The organism is Geodermatophilus sp. SYSU D00697 (genome assembly GCF_054050175.1).
On record NZ_JBJGYV010000018.1, the window covers coordinates 96,210 to 110,411 of the forward strand.

The following is a 14,202-nucleotide window of genomic DNA, read 5'->3' on the forward strand; positions in this document are numbered from 1 at the left end:
TAACCCGGTTGCGGCCACCCGGACGATGTCCCGGTGGGCTACGTCGACGTGACCGGGGTGCGGCACACCCTGCCGGATGGGCGGGTGCTGCTCGGCGACGTGTCGTTCCGGATCGGTGAGGGCGCCCGGGCGGCGCTGGTCGGGGAGAACGGCGCGGGCAAGACGACGCTGCTGCGGATCGTCGCCGGCGACCTCGTGCCCGAGGCCGGGGCGGTGGCCCGCAGCGGCGGGCTCGGCGTGATGCGGCAGTTCATCGGCTCGGTGCGCGACGACACGACGGTGCAGCGGTTCCTCGTCGAGCTCTCCCCGCCCGCCGTCCGCGCCGCGTGGGACGCCGTCGAGGCAGCCGAGCTGGCCCTCATGGAGACCGACGACGACGCCGCCCAGCTGGCCTACGCCGACGCGCTGGGACAGTGGGGGGACGCCGGCGGCTACGACGCCGAGGTCACCTGGGACACGGTCACCGTGGCCGCGCTCGGCGTCCCCTACGACCGCTGCAAGTACCGCGAGCTGTCGACGCTGTCGGGCGGGGAGCAGAAGCGGCTGGCCCTGGAGGCGCTGCTCCGCGGTCCCGACGAGGTGCTCCTGCTCGACGAGCCGGACAACTACCTCGACGTCCCGGGGAAGCGCTGGCTGGAGCAGCGGCTGCTCGAGACCCGGAAGACGGTGCTGTTCGTCAGCCACGACCGCGAGCTGCTGTCCCGCGTCGCCGACCGGGTGGTCACCGTCGAGGGCGGGACCGCGTGGGTGCACGGCGGTGGCTTCGCCTCCTACGCCGACGCCCGGACGGCGCGGCACGACCGGCTGGCCGAGCTGCGCCGGCGCTGGGACGAGGAGCACCAGCGGCTGGTCGAGCTCGTGCGCACCCTCCAGCAGCAGGCGGCCAACTCGCCGGACATGGCCTCCCGCTACCGCGCCATGCAGACCCGGCTGGCCCGGTTCGAGGCCGAGGGTCCGCCGCCGGACCGCCCGCCCGAGCAGCGGGTGGCGATGCGGCTGCGCGGCGGGCGCACCGGCGTCCGGGCGGTGGTGGCCGAGCAGTTGGAGCTCAGCGGCCTCATGCAGCCGTTCGACCTCGAGGTCTGGTACGGCGACCGGGTCGGCGTCCTCGGGGCGAACGGCGCGGGCAAGTCGCACTTCCTGCGGCTGCTGGCCGGGCAGGACGTCGCGCACACCGGCTCGTGGCGGCTGGGCGCCCGCGTGGTCCCGGGCTTCTTCGCGCAGACCCACGCCCACCCCGAGTGGCTGGAGCGCACCCTGGTCGACCTGCTCTGGCACGGCGAGCCCGGACGGCCGGGGGTCGACCGCGGGCGGGCGATGGCCGCGCTGCGTCGCTACGGCCTGACCGCCCAGGGCGACCAGCTCTTCCGGACCCTCTCCGGCGGGCAGCAGGCACGTTTCCAGGTGCTGCTGCTGGAGCTCTCCGGCGCGACCCTGCTGCTGCTCGACGAGCCGACCGACAACCTCGACGTGCTCTCCGCGGAGGCCCTGGAGGAGGCGCTGGCCGCGTTCGACGGGACGGTGCTCGCCGTCACCCACGACCGCTGGTTCGCCCGCTCGTTCGACCGGTTCCTCGTCTTCGGCGCCGACGGCCGGGTGTACGAGTCGGCCGAGCCGGTGTTCGACGAGGGGCGGGTCGCGCGGGCCCGCTGAGGCATGTCAGGGCGCCTTGACAGTCAGGCTGGCCTGACGGACGCTGGGGAACATGGTCGACGTGGACACGCTCGAACGCGAGCACACGCTGCTGACCGCCGTCCGCCGGTACGAGGAGCTGCGCACGCGCGACTCGCTCACCGACCCCGACGACCCCGGCGGTCCGCGCCCGCTGGACCGCGCCGAGGCGCTGGAGCTGCTGGCGCTGGGAGAGGTGATCGCCCGTCGGGCGGGCCAGGGGCGGCAGCTGACCGTGCGGACGGCGCGGGCGGCGGGCGCCTCCTGGGCCGAGATCGGGCACGCCCTGGGCACCACCCGGCAGTCGGCGTGGGAGGCGCACCGCCGGTGGATCGACGGGCAGGCGGCGCAGCACGGGACCGTGGGCGCGATCGGGTTCGACGAGACCGACGCCGCGGCAGCCCGGGCGCTCGCCGGCTCCGAGGCCGACTGACGTCGGCACCGCCTGACCGGCGGACCGCCGGGGTCAGCCGAACGCCTGGCCCTCGCCGCGGTAGGTGGGGACGGCGCCGGCGAGCGCGTCGCCGGCCAGCGTGTGCAGGACGTCGACGCGCTCGCACAGCTCCCCGGCCTTGGCGTGCCGGAACCACACCCGGTCCCCGACCCGCAGGCGGGAGGCGCCCGGCCCGCGCAGCGGCGTCTGCACCTCGCCGGCGCCCTCGGTGCCCAGCAGCCGCAGCCGGGACGGGTACACCGGCCGAGGCAGCCGGTCCGCCCCCGGCGGGCCCGAGGCGATCCAGCCGCCTCCCGCGACGGTCACGGTGTCCGGCGCCGGCACCCGCGTGACGGGGAGCGCGAAGAACGCGGCCGGGCGCGGGGAGAAGGCGCGGTACCCGTCGAACAGCGTGGGGCAGTAGAGCCCGGAGCCGGCAGCCAGCTCGGTCACGGACGGATCGGCCGCGGTCCGCTCCAGGCTGCCGGTGCCGCCGCCGTTGACGAACTCCAGCGGCGCGACCGCCCGCACCGCGGCCACCGCGGCGGCCCGCCGACCGGCCAGCTCGCGGGCCGACAGCGCCTGCACCCCGCGCACGGCCAGGCCCCGCGTCCGGTGGCCCGGGGGCGCGTCGGGGACGCCGGCGATCTGCGCCTCGTAGGCCATGAGCCCGACCAGGCGGAACCCCGGCCGGCCCACCACGGCCCGCGCGAGGTCGGCGGCCCGCGCCGGCGCGTGCACCGGTGAGCGGCGCACCCCCACGTGCAGCCGGCCGACCCGCAGCGAGGCGTCGACGTCGAGACACGTCCGCACGACCGGCCGGCCCTCGGGCGGGAGGACCGAGTCGACCAGGTCGAGGTGGTCGGGGGAGTCCACCATGAGCGTCACCCGCGCCGCCGCCGTCTCGTCGGTGAGCAGCTGCCGCAGCGCGCACCGGTCCACCGACGGGTAGGCCACGACGACGTCGTCGGCGACCGGGTCGTCCCCGCCGGCCAGCCACAGCGCCTCGGCGAGGGAGTAGGCCAGCACGCCGGCGAAGCCCGGCCGCGCCAGCACCCGGCGCAGCACCGCGCGGCTGCGCACCGACTTGCTCGCCACCCGGATCGGCCGCCCGCCCGCGCGCACCACCAGGTCGGCGGCGTTGGCGTCCAGCGCATCGAGGTCGACCACGGCCAGGGGCGGGTCGAGGTCGGCGGTGGCCCGGTCCAGCCGGTCGCGGGCCGCCTCGGCCGGAGGCTGGAGGACGGCGGTCACCCCGGCGAGCGTGGCCGCCCGACAGCGGAGGGTCAACCCCCCGGACAGGCCGTTGACCTGCACTCTCCCGCCCGTGCATTGTGCCCGGGACCGATCGCGGACGAGGAGGTCGGCGTGGCGGACGGACCGGCGGGCCCCGTGGACGTGCGACGGTGGCGCAACTGGGCGGGCAACCACCGGGCCGAGGTGGTGGTCGTGCACCCCTCCTCACCGGACGAGGTCGCCGCCGTCCTCACCGCCGCGGCCGACGACGGCCGGCGCGTGCGGCCCATCGGAAGCAGCCACTCCTTCTCGCCCATCGGGCGGCCGGAGGACGTCCAGCTGGTCCTCGACGAGCTGTGCGGCGTCTCGGTGACCGGTGACGGCCTGGTCACCGTCGGCGCCGGGACGCCGCTGTACCGGCTCAACGCGGAGCTGTCGCGCACCGGCTGGGCGCTGATCAACCTCGGCGACATCGACCGGCAGACCGTCGCGGGTGCGCTCGCCACCGGCACGCACGGCACCGGTGCCCGCTTCGGCGGGCTGGCCACCCAGGTCCGGGCCCTCGACCTGGTGACCCCGTCGGGGAAGCGGCTGCACTGCGACGCCGACAGCCACCCCGAGGTGTTCGCCGCCGCGCGCGTGGGCCTGGGCGCGCTGGGCGTGGTGACCGCGGTGACCCTGCAGGCCGAGCCGGCCTTCGCCCTGCACGCGGTGGAGGGTCCCGGGCGGCTGACCACCGCACTCCGGGGCTTCGAGGAGCTCATGACCTGTACCGACCACGTCGAGTTCTACTGGTTCCCGCACACCGACGCGACGCTGGTCAAGTGCAACACCCGCGTCCCCCTCGCCCGGGGGCTCGACCCGCTGCCGCGGTGGCGGGCGGTCTGGAACGACGAGGTGCTCGCCAACGCCGCCTTCGCCGGGGTGGTCGCGGCCGGACGGCGCGTCCCGGCGCTGGTGCCGCCGTTGGCCCGCGTCTCCGCCCGCGCGCTGGGCGCCCGAAGCTGGACCGACCACTCCCACCGCGTCTTCGTCAGCCGCCGGCGGGTGCGCTTCCTCGAGATGGAGTACGCCGTCCCGCGCGGTGAGGCCCCGACGGTGCTGGCCGAGCTGCGGCGGGTGCACGAGGCCGGCGACTGGCGCACCGCCTTCCCCGTCGAGGTCCGGCTGGCGGCGGCCGACGACATCCCGCTGTCGACCGCCTCCGGCCGCGACACCGCCTACATCGCCGCCCACGTGCCGGCCGCCACCGACCCCGGTCCCTGGTTCGGCGCGCTGGAGTCGATCGCCGGCGCGGTCGGTGGCCGGCCGCACTGGGGCAAGCTGCACGGACTCGACGCCGACGCGCTGCGGCAGCGCTATCCCCGGTTCGACGAGTTCCTCGCCGTCCGCGACGAGCTCGACCCCACCGGCGTGCTGGCCAACGCCCACCTCGACCGGCTGCTCGGCCCGGCGCCCGGCCGGTGACCCCTCACGCCGCGGGCGTGCCCCCGATCCGGTCGAGCTCCTCCAGCTCCCGCGGGCCGAGCACGAGCGCGGACGCCATGAGGTTCTCCTCCAGGTGGGCCACCGACGAGGTGCCGGGGATGAGCAGCAGGTTCGGGCTGCGGGCCAGCAACCAGGCGAGCGCCACCTGCATGGGGGAGGCCTCCAGCCGGCGGGCCACCGTCTCGAGGGCGGCCGACTGCAGCGGCGTGAACCCGCCGAGCGGGAAGTAGGGCACGTAGGCGATGCCCTCGCGGGCGAGCGCGTCGATCATCGGGTCGTCGTGCCGGTGCACGAGGTTGTAGTGGTTCTGCACGCTGACGACCGGGGCGATCGCCCGGGCCTCGGCCAGCTGCTGGGGAGTCACGTTGCTGACCCCGAGGTGCTTGACCAGCCCCTCCTGCTGCATCGCCGCCAGCGCCTCGAACGGCTCGGCCAGCGACCGCTCCACCGGCTCGGCGAACCCCGGCATCCGCAGGTCCACCAGGTCCATGGCGTCCACGCCGAGGTTGCGCAGGTTGTCCTCGACCGCGGAGCGGAGCTCAGCGGGGGAGAGAGCCTCGGGCCAGGCGCCGTCCGGCGTCCGGCGCGCGCCGACCTTGGTGACGATGACCAGGTCCTCGGGGTAGGGGTGCAGCGCCTCGCGGATGATCTCGTTGGTGACGTGCGGCCCGTAGTAGTCGCTGGTGTCGATGTGGTCCACGCCGAGCTCGATGGCGCGGCGCAGGACGGCGACGGCGGCGTCGCGGTCGGCCGGCGGCCCCATGACGTGCGGGCCGGCGAGCTGCATCGCGCCGTAGCCCAGCCGGTGCACCGACCGGTCGCCGAGGGGGAACAGTCCGGAGCGCTCCGCGGTGATCGTCGTCATGACCCCGCCCTACCCCGGCCGGCGCCGGCTCAGGCGGTGGCGGAGGCCACCGCCACCGGGTCACGCCGCCGCGCGGTGGACCTCGGCACCGACCTGCGGAGCAACGGCCTGCGGGGCGGCGGCGACCGGGGCCGCCTCCCGCCGCCCGATCGGCCGGGCCAGGACGGCGATGGCGGCACCCACCAGGGCCACGACGGCACCGACCCACATCGGCGCGGTGTAGCCCATCCCCAGCGAGAGGACCAGCGCGCCCAGCGCCGCGCCCACGGCGTTGGCCACGTTGAACGCGCCCTGGTTGGCCGCCGACACCAGGCTGCCGCCGGGCACCCGGGCGGCCACGATGACGCCGTTCTGCACGACCGGCCCCAGGGAGAAGGCGATGGCGCCGAACAGCACCAGGAGCACCACCGCGGCGACCGGCGTCCGGGCCAGGAAGGCGAACGCGGCCAGGACCACCGCCGTGCCCACCAGGCCGACGGCGACGAAGGAGAAGCCGTACCGGTCCCCGAAGCGGCCCCCGACCAGGGTGCCCACGGTCGTCCCGATGCCGAACAGCGCCAGGACCGGCGTCACCCACTCGACCGGGATGCCGCCGAGCTCGGTGAGGATCGGGCTGACGTAGCTGTAGACGGCGAACAGCGCGGCGAAGCCGACCATCGTCAGCCCGAGCACGAGCCACACCTGGCCGCGCCGGAAGGCGGCGAGCTCGCTGCGCAGGTCCCCGGGCTCGTTCATGCCGCGGGGGATCCACGCGAGCAGGCAGGCGATGGTGACCAGGCCGATGACCGCGATGGCGCCCAGGACGACCCGCCAGCTGGTCTGCTGGGCCACGAACGTGCCGAGCGGGACACCGATGACGTTGGCCAGCGTCAGGCCGACCATCATCAGCGAGATGGCCTGCGTGGCGCGGTCGGGACTGACCAGCCGGCGCGCGGCGACCGCACCCACGCCGAAGAACGAGCCGTGGGCCAGCGCGGTGAGCACGCGGGCCGCGGCCAGCGTCTCGTAGGTCGGCGCCAGCGCGGAGAGTGCGTTGCCGACGACGAACACCACCATCAGGCCGACCAGCGTCTGGCGGGGGGAGAAGCGCACCCCGAGCGCGGTCAGCGTGGGGGCGCCGACGACCACGCCGATCGCGTAGGCGGAGATGAGCATGCCGACGGCGGACACCGACACCCCGAGCCCGGCGGCGATGTCGGGCAGCATGCCCATCACGACGAACTCGGTGGTGCCGATGCCGAAGGCGCCGATGGCGAGGGCGAGCAGGCCACGGGGCACGGGGCGGACTCCTGGGGGACGACGGCGAGTACGGGTGTGGCGTGGACTGCGTCGTCCTGCCGGGGTCGGTGTCCGACCCTCTCTCAGGCCAAGGCACTGCCCGGTCAGGGCATGCCCGTAACCCCGGGTGGGTCTCCTCACACGCGGGACCTCCCGGTCCCCCGGGAGGTCCCGCTGTCCGACTCAGGGCTTGAGCAGCACCTTCACCGCGCCGTCCTTCTTCTCACGGAAGTTGGCGTAGGCCTCCGGCGCCTGCTCGAGCGGCACGTGGTGCGTGGCGAAGTCGTCGACACCGAGCGGGTCGCCCTCGGTGAGGATCGGCAGGATGTCGGGCACCCAGCGCCACACGTTGGCCTGGCCCATGCGCAGCTGGATCTGCTTGTCGAACATGCGCATGAGCGGCAGCGGGTCGGTCGCGCCGCCGTAGACGCCCGACAGCGAGATGGTCCCGCCGCGGCGCACCGCGTCGATGGCGGTGTTCAGCGCGGCCAGCCGGTCGACCCCGGCCACCTGCATGACCCGCTCCATGATCGCGTCCGGGACGATCGCCGTGGCCTTCTGCGCGATGCTCGCCAGCGGGGAGCCGTGCGCCTCCATGCCCACGGCGTCGATGACCGCGTCCGCGCCGCGGCCGGCCGTGGCGTCCTGGATCGCGCTGACGACGTCGTCCTTCCGCGTCGAGCGGATGACCTCCGTGCCGCGTGCGGCGGCCCGCTGGACCCGCTCGGGGACGATGTCGGACGCGAACACCTTCTCGATGCCCAGGTGGTGGGCGATCCGCGTGCACATGTCGCCGATCGGGCCCAGGCCGAGGACCAGCAGCGTCCCGCCGGGCGGGACCGCCGCGTACTGGACCGCCTGCCAGGCGGTGGGCAGGACGTCGGAGAGGTACACGAAGCGGTCGTCGGGGAGACCCTCGGGGACCGTGATCGGCAGCGTGTTGCCGAACGGCACGCGCAGGTACTCCGCCTGCCCGCCGGGGACCTGCCCGTAGAGCTTCGTGTAGCCGAACAGCGAGGCCCCGAAGCCCTGGTCGCGGTTCTGGGTGGTCTCGCACTGCGACTGCAGCCCCTGCGAGCACATCCAGCACGTGCCGCAGGAGATGTTGAACGGCACCACCACGCGGTCGCCGGGCCGGACGGCCGTCACCTCCGCCCCGACCTCGCGGACCACGCCCATCGGTTCGTGGCCCATCACGTCGCCCACGGTCATGAACGGCGCCATCACCTCGATCAGGTGCAGGTCGGACCCGCAGATCCCGCTCGAGGTCACCTCGACGACGACGTCGGTCGGCTCCTGGATGGTCGGGTCGGGGACGGTCTCCACCCGGACATCGGCACGGCCGTGCCAGGTCACTGCGCGCATGGGGGGTTGCTCCTCAGGTCGGCTGTCAAGGGGCTGCGACAGGGGCCTTCTGCCCTGTCGTGAGCTGGATCGCCCCTGTATCGGGCCGCACCCGGCGAGTCAGGCACGCACGGTCATGTCATTTCGACGCAGCGTTCAATGACAATGCTGGAACCCTGTGGTGCAGATCACGAAACCGCAGGTCAATACCCCAATGTCCACATCACGAATCGATAACGACGTGTTTACATGGGTCCCGCTCGCTCCCCCGAGCACTGCACGACGTCCCGTCCCCTCCGGAAGCCAGGTGCATGACTCAGCTCCACTTCGACCGCCTCCTCGCCGAGCGGTCGGCGCCCGTACCGGGCGCCGAGACCCCGGCCGCGGCCCCGTCCTCGCGACGGCTGCCCGCGACGGAGCCGTCGACCCAGACCGTTCCGACGCCGCGCTCGGGGGATGCGCAGCCGTCGGAGGACACCCCGGCCACGACGCGGGAGGACCGGCCGGCGCGCGAGCTGGCCGAGGTCACCGACCTGGCTGGCCTGACCGGGCTGGCCGAGGCCACCGCCCGCGCCGGCATCGACCTCCCGGAGGTCCGCGCCGAGGACACCCGCCCGGCCGACGCCGCGGCGGCGCCCGCCGCTCCCCGGGGGCGGCGCGGCCGCACGGCACCCCCGGCCCGCCACCGCCGTCCCGCGATGTACCTGGCCGCCGCCCTGGTCGGCGCCACCGGCCTCGGGCTGTTCTCGGCGGGCGACCGGATGGCGCAGGCCGACTCCGCCGAGGCGGTCAGCGAGTCGGTGAGCGTGGCCGCCGAGCTCGGCCTGGACACCCAGTCGCAGGCCACCCTGGTCGAGTCCGACGCCGCCCGGCTGGAGGAGATGACCGCCAGCCGCACCGCGCGCGAGGCCGAACAGGCCGCCGCCGCCCAGGCGCAGGCCGAGGCCGACCGGCTCGCCGCCGAGGCCGCCGCGGAGGCCGCCCGGCCCAAGGCCGTGCTCCCCGTGTCCGGTGCCCGGCTCTCCAGCACCTTCGGCGCCCGGTGGGGCACCCTCCACGCGGGCATCGACCTGGCCGCCCCCATGCTGACCCCCGAGTACGCCGCCGTGGACGGCGTCGTCCTCGAGGCGGGCCCGGCGAGCGGCTACGGCAACGCGGTCTACATCCAGCACGAGAACGGCGACGTCACCGTCTACGGGCACATGGAGCAGATCCTGGTCTCGCCCGGGCAGGTGGTCCGCGCCGGCGACACGATCGCGCTGCTCGGCAACCGCGGGCAGTCCACCGGGCCGCACCTGCACTTCGAGGTGCACGTGGGCGGCATCAACGGGCAGAAGATCGACCCGCTGCCGTGGCTGCGGGAGCGCGGCGTCCAGATCTGAGGGAGGTCCCCCCCAGCAACGGGGCCGCACGGCGCCCTCCTCCCGGCTCGTCCCGGGCGGAGGGCGCCGTGCGTTGCGGGACACTCCAGGGGGGTGGACCACGGGGAGGATGGGCTCATGGGGCACGGCCACGACCACGGGCACGTCCCGGGCACCCCGTCGGCCCGGCACCGCCGGCGGCTGGCCGTCGTCCTGGGCCTGACCGTCGCCGTCATGGTCGCCGAGGTCGTCGGCGCCGTGGTGTCCGGGTCGCTCGCGCTGCTCGCCGACGCCGGGCACATGGCCACCGACGCCCTCGGGGTGGCGCTGGCCCTGGGCGCGGTCTCCCTCGCCCAGCGGCCCGCGCGCGGACGGCGGACGTTCGGCTGGCAGCGGGTGGAGATCCTCGCCGCGGTGGCCAACGGCCTGCTCCTGGTCGGGGTCGCCGGCTACGTGGTGGTGGAGGCGGTCCGCCGGTTCGGCGACGCCCCGGAGATCGGCTCGGGCGTCATGCTCGCGGTCGCCGCGGCCGGCCTCGCGGTCAACCTCGGCGGCCTGGCCCTGCTGCACCGCGGCCGGCGGGACTCGCTCAACGTCCGTGGCGCCTACCTCGAGGTGCTGGGCGACGCGCTCGGCTCGGTCGCGGTCATCGTCGCCGCCGTCGTCGTCGCCACCACCGGCTGGACGCCCGCGGACACCGTCGCGTCCCTCGTCATCGCCGCGCTCGTGCTGCCCCGCGCCTGGGCGCTGCTGCGCGAGGCCGTCGACGTCCTGCTCGAGGCCGCTCCCCGGGGCGTCGACCTGGACCAGGTCCGGGCACACATCCTCGGCGTGGACGGCGTCCTCGACGTGCACGACCTGCATGCCTGGACGATCACCTCCGGGCTGCCGGTCCTCTCCGCCCACGTCGTCGTGACCGACGACGCGCTCGAGGCCGGGCACGGGGGGCGGGTGCTCGACGCCCTCTGCGCGTGCCTGGGCGGCCACTTCGACGTCGCGCACTGCACCTTCCAGCTGGAGGCGCGGACCCACGCCGGGCACGAGGCGCCGGTCCACGACTGAGAACGGACCCCGTCCTCCCCACCCCTCGCCGGCTCGGCGCGGGTCCCTGGGGATGCCCGTCCCAGCACGTCACCGGGCTCGGGGCGGGACCCGGGGCGGCGCCGCCCGGTGGGACAGTGGAGGCGCAGTTCGACAGACGGGCAGGAGGTACCGGTGGACCACGGTTCGCACTCGGGCATGTGGGTGCCCGCCGAGCCGCCGACCTGGGGGCGGTTGTTCCTGCCGCACCTGGACGCCTGGTCGGTGCTCGCGGTGCTCAGCCTGCTCGGGGTGGTCGGCTACCTCCTCGCCCTGGTGGTCCTGCGCCGCTCGGGCGTGGCCTGGCCGTGGTGGCGCACCGCGTCGTGGATCGCCGGCTGCCTGTCGCTGTTCGCGGTCACCGGCACCTGGCTCAACGGCTACAGCATGGTGCTGTTCAGCGTGCACATGGCCCAGCACATGGTCCTGTCGATGATCTCGCCGCTGCTGCTGCTCCTGGGCGCCCCGGTGACCCTGGCGCTGCGCACGCTGCCACGCGGCAAGGGGGTGGCCGGCGTCCCGCGGGCGCTGCTGCTCGACGCCCTGCACAGCCGGGTGGCCCGGTTCGTCTCCCACCCGGTGTTCACGCTGCCGTTGTTCCTCGGCAGCCTCTACGGCGTCTACTTCACGCCGCTCTTCGACGCGCTGATGGGCAACCCCGTGGGGCACCAGTTCATGCTGGCCCACTTCACCGTGACCGGGCTGCTGTTCTTCGGGCCGATCCTGAGCCAGGACCCGTGGCCGCGGACGACGGGCCACGGCGGCCGGATGCTCGAACTGCTCATCCCCATGCCGCTGCACGCCTTCTTCGGCGTCGCGGTCATGATGGCCGGCTCGCTGGTCGTGCAGACGTTCGCGCACCCGCCGGCCGGGTGGGGCGTCGACCCGCTCAGCGACCAGAGCACCGCCGGCAGCATCGCGTGGTCCTTCGGCGAGCTGCCGACGGTCTTCGTGATGGCGATCGTGCTGTTCTCCTGGATGAGCTCCGAGGAGCGCAAGGGCAGGCGCCTGGACCGGGCCGCCGCGCGCACCGAGGACGCCGAGCTGCAGGCCTACAACGAGCGGCTCAAGGCGCTCGCGGCCCGGGACGGCTGACCGGAGCAGCGACCCGGCCGTCCTCCCGTGCCGCGGCGCGTCCTCCCGCACGGTGTGCGCTGCGGGAGGACGCGCCGGGATCAGGTCACCTGGTCGTGGACGGCCTCAACCCACGTGGACGACGGCGTCGCCCTCGGCGGGCAGGTCGGCCCGAGTGGCCTTGATGAGCACCGCGGAGGCCAGCGCCCCGAGCACCAGCAGCGCGGCCGCCCACGTGAAGGCGGTCGTGTACCCCTCCACCTGCGCCTGGAGGCCCACCGCAGGGTCCTGCGGGTCCCCGCCGGAGGTGGCCACGCCGGTCACGTGGTCGGTGATCGCGCCGACCGACAGCGTCGCCAGCAGCGCGGTGCCGATCGAGGCGCCGACCTGCTGGGTGGCGTTCAACATGGCGCTGGCGGCGCCCGCGTCGTGGGCGCCGGCCCCGACGAGGGCCAGGTTGGACAGCGGCACGAAGGTGAAGCCGAGGCCCAGGCCCAGGAGCAGCTGACCGGGGAACGCGTGGGTCCAGAAGCTGCTGTCCACCGTGAGGAAGGACAGCACGAACAGGCCGCCGGCGGCGAGCAGGCCGCCGAGCACCATCAGCGGCTTCGGCCCCACCTTCGGGACCATCGCGCTGGCCGTGCCGGCCGAGATGAGCACCCCGAGGGTGGTCGGCAGCGAGGCCAGCCCGGCGTGCACCGGCTGGTAGCCCAGCACCTGCTGGAAGTACAGGCTCAGGAAGAAGAAGGCGCCGATCAGCCCGGCACCGACCAGCGTCGAGGTCAGGTAGGCGCCGCCGCGGTTGCGGTCCAGCACGATCCGCATGGGCAGCAGCGGGTTGCGCACCCGCAGCTCCACGACGACGAACGCCACGACCAACAGGACGCCGACGCCGATGAACGCCAGGGCGGACGGGTCGGTCCAGCCGTTCTCGGGGATGCCGGCGGCCGCGTTCTCCTGCGACTTCTCGGCGACCTGCGTGAAGCCGTACACGACCGCGGCGATGCCGGCGGTGACCAGGACGGCGCCGGGGATGTCGTACTTCGTGTCCCCGGGCGCCCGGCTCTCCGGGACGATCGGGATGGCGGCCACGACGGCGACGATCGCGACGGGCAGGTTCACCCAGAAGCACCAGCGCCAGTCGGCGTACTCGGTGAGGACGCCGCCGAGCAGCAGCCCGACGGCCGAGCCGCCGCCGGCGATCGCGCCGTAGACGGCGAAGGCCTTCGCCCGCTCCTTGGCGTCGGTGAACAGCACCGTGAGCAGCGCCAGGGAGGCGGGGGCGAGGAGTGCCCCGAAGGCGCCCTGCAGCGCCCGCGCGGCGAAGAGCATGCCCTCGTTCTGCGCCACCCCGCCGAGCGCCGAGGCGACGGCGAAGCCGCCGGCGCCGACCAGGTAGGTGCGCTTGCGGCCCCAGAAGTCGGCGATCCGCCCACCCAGCAGCAGGAAGCCACCGAAGGTGAGGGTGTAGGCGGTGACGATCCACTGCTGTGTCGCCGCGGTGACGCCCAGGTCGGCGGAGACCGCCGGCAGGGCGATGTTGACGATGGTGGCGTCCAGGATGACCAGCAGGACGGTCATGGCGATGACCCCGAGGGCCAGCCACCGCCTCGGGTACGGCTCCTCGCCGACGTGGCCGGCGCCGGAGGCGCGCGTGGTCATGGGGTCTGTCATGTGGGGGAGTCCTCGAGGTCGTCCAGGGGGAGTGTCCGGTCGCCGGACGACAGAGGAACCTAGCCGCCTGCGAGCATGGACACGTGCCGTCCTCCCTGGTGTTCACCTCGGACACGCACGTCCCCAAGCGCGCGCGTGACCTACCTCATGCGTTGTGGGCCGCGATCGACGCGGCCGACGTCGTCGTGCACGCCGGCGACTGGGTGGACGTCACGCTCCTCGACCGGATCGAGGCGCGCGCCCGCCGCCTGGTCGCCGTCCACGGGAACAACGACCACGGTGCGCTGCGCGAGCGGCTGCCCGAGGTGGCCCGCGCCGAGATCGAGGGGATCCGCCTGGCCGTCGTCCACGAGACGGGGGACAGGAAGGGCCGCGAGGCCCGCTGCGCGGCCCGCTTCCCGGACGCCGAGCTGCTGGTCTTCGGGCACAGCCACATCCCGTGGGACACCACCGCCGCGACCGGGCTGCGGCTGCTCAACCCCGGGTCGCCGACCGACCGCCGCCGCCAGCCGCACGGCACCTTCGTGACGGCGGTCGCCGCCGACGGCGCGCTGCACGACGTGACCTTCCACCCGGTCCCCCGGTGACGGGGGGGGGGGGGGGGGCGGGGGGGGGGGGGGCCCGGGGGGGGGGGGGGGGGGGGGGGGGGGGGGGGGGGGGGGGGGGGGGGGGGGGGGGGGGGGGGGGGGGGGGGCGGG

At 75.0% G+C, this 14,202-nt stretch carries 12 protein-coding genes; 7 read left to right on the top strand and 5 right to left on the bottom strand.

All coding sequences use genetic code 11. The features are described 5' to 3' along the window. Positions 1 to 33: 33 nt before the first annotated feature. Positions 34 to 1,653, top strand: coding sequence for an ABC-F family ATP-binding cassette domain-containing protein (locus ACI79C_RS16545; protein WP_456946757.1), 1,620 nt, complete (start codon positions 34 to 36; stop codon positions 1,651 to 1,653). Between the two features lie 52 nt (positions 1,654 to 1,705). Continuing rightward, complete coding sequence (locus ACI79C_RS16550) at positions 1,706 to 2,104, top strand: hypothetical protein (protein WP_456946758.1); 399 nt, start codon at positions 1,706 to 1,708, stop codon at positions 2,102 to 2,104. A 33-nt stretch (positions 2,105 to 2,137) separates the two neighbouring features. Here ACI79C_RS16550 and ACI79C_RS16555 read toward each other — a convergent pair whose 3' ends face one another. After that, positions 2,138 to 3,358: an amino acid deaminase/aldolase gene (locus tag ACI79C_RS16555; RefSeq protein WP_456946759.1), complete on the bottom strand. Its 1,221-nt coding sequence runs from the start codon at positions 3,356 to 3,358 to the stop codon at positions 2,138 to 2,140. Positions 3,359 to 3,472: 114 nt separating this feature from the next. Here ACI79C_RS16555 and ACI79C_RS16560 point away from each other — a divergent pair, with 114 nt between their 5' ends. Further along, positions 3,473 to 4,807: a D-arabinono-1,4-lactone oxidase gene (locus ACI79C_RS16560; RefSeq protein WP_456946760.1), complete on the top strand. Its 1,335-nt coding sequence runs from the start codon at positions 3,473 to 3,475 to the stop codon at positions 4,805 to 4,807. Between the two features lie 4 nt (positions 4,808 to 4,811). Here ACI79C_RS16560 and ACI79C_RS16565 read toward each other — a convergent pair whose 3' ends face one another. The 3 genes from ACI79C_RS16565 to ACI79C_RS16575 form a co-directional block, all read right to left on the bottom strand. After that, positions 4,812 to 5,693, bottom strand: coding sequence for an aldo/keto reductase family oxidoreductase (locus tag ACI79C_RS16565; protein ID WP_456946761.1), 882 nt, complete (start codon positions 5,691 to 5,693; stop codon positions 4,812 to 4,814). 60 nt (positions 5,694 to 5,753) lie between these two features. Continuing rightward, positions 5,754 to 6,971: an MFS transporter gene (locus tag ACI79C_RS16570; RefSeq protein WP_456946762.1), complete on the bottom strand. Its 1,218-nt coding sequence runs from the start codon at positions 6,969 to 6,971 to the stop codon at positions 5,754 to 5,756. Positions 6,972 to 7,154: 183 nt separating this feature from the next. Beyond that, positions 7,155 to 8,336, bottom strand: a complete 1,182-nt coding sequence (locus ACI79C_RS16575; RefSeq protein ID WP_456946763.1) for an alcohol dehydrogenase catalytic domain-containing protein — start codon at positions 8,334 to 8,336, stop codon at positions 7,155 to 7,157. A gap of 290 nt (positions 8,337 to 8,626) precedes the next feature. Here ACI79C_RS16575 and ACI79C_RS16580 point away from each other — a divergent pair, with 290 nt between their 5' ends. The 3 genes from ACI79C_RS16580 to ACI79C_RS16590 all read left to right on the top strand — a co-directional run bounded on the left by ACI79C_RS16580 (position 8,627) and on the right by ACI79C_RS16590 (position 11,851). Continuing rightward, positions 8,627 to 9,697 carry a peptidoglycan DD-metalloendopeptidase family protein gene (locus ACI79C_RS16580; protein WP_456946764.1) on the top strand — a complete coding sequence of 357 codons (1,071 nt, stop codon included), beginning with the start codon at positions 8,627 to 8,629 and terminating at the stop codon, positions 9,695 to 9,697. 117 nt (positions 9,698 to 9,814) lie between these two features. Beyond that, positions 9,815 to 10,738 (top strand): cation diffusion facilitator family transporter, encoded by a 924-nt coding sequence (locus ACI79C_RS16585; protein ID WP_456946765.1) that lies wholly within the window; start codon positions 9,815 to 9,817, stop codon positions 10,736 to 10,738. Positions 10,739 to 10,891: 153 nt separating this feature from the next. Continuing rightward, a complete protein-coding gene (locus ACI79C_RS16590; RefSeq protein ID WP_456946766.1) occupies positions 10,892 to 11,851 on the top strand; it encodes a cytochrome c oxidase assembly protein in 960 nt (319 codons plus the stop codon). A gap of 105 nt (positions 11,852 to 11,956) precedes the next feature. Here ACI79C_RS16590 and ACI79C_RS16595 read toward each other — a convergent pair whose 3' ends face one another. Then, entirely contained in the window at positions 11,957 to 13,504 is a 1,548-nt protein-coding gene (locus tag ACI79C_RS16595; RefSeq protein ID WP_456946767.1) for an MFS transporter, read from the bottom strand. A gap of 83 nt (positions 13,505 to 13,587) precedes the next feature. On the opposite strand from ACI79C_RS16595, the gene ACI79C_RS16600 reads away from it, so the two are divergent. Then, positions 13,588 to 14,091 (top strand): metallophosphoesterase family protein, encoded by a 504-nt coding sequence (locus ACI79C_RS16600; protein WP_456946768.1) that lies wholly within the window; start codon positions 13,588 to 13,590, stop codon positions 14,089 to 14,091. Positions 14,092 to 14,202 lie beyond the last annotated feature (111 nt).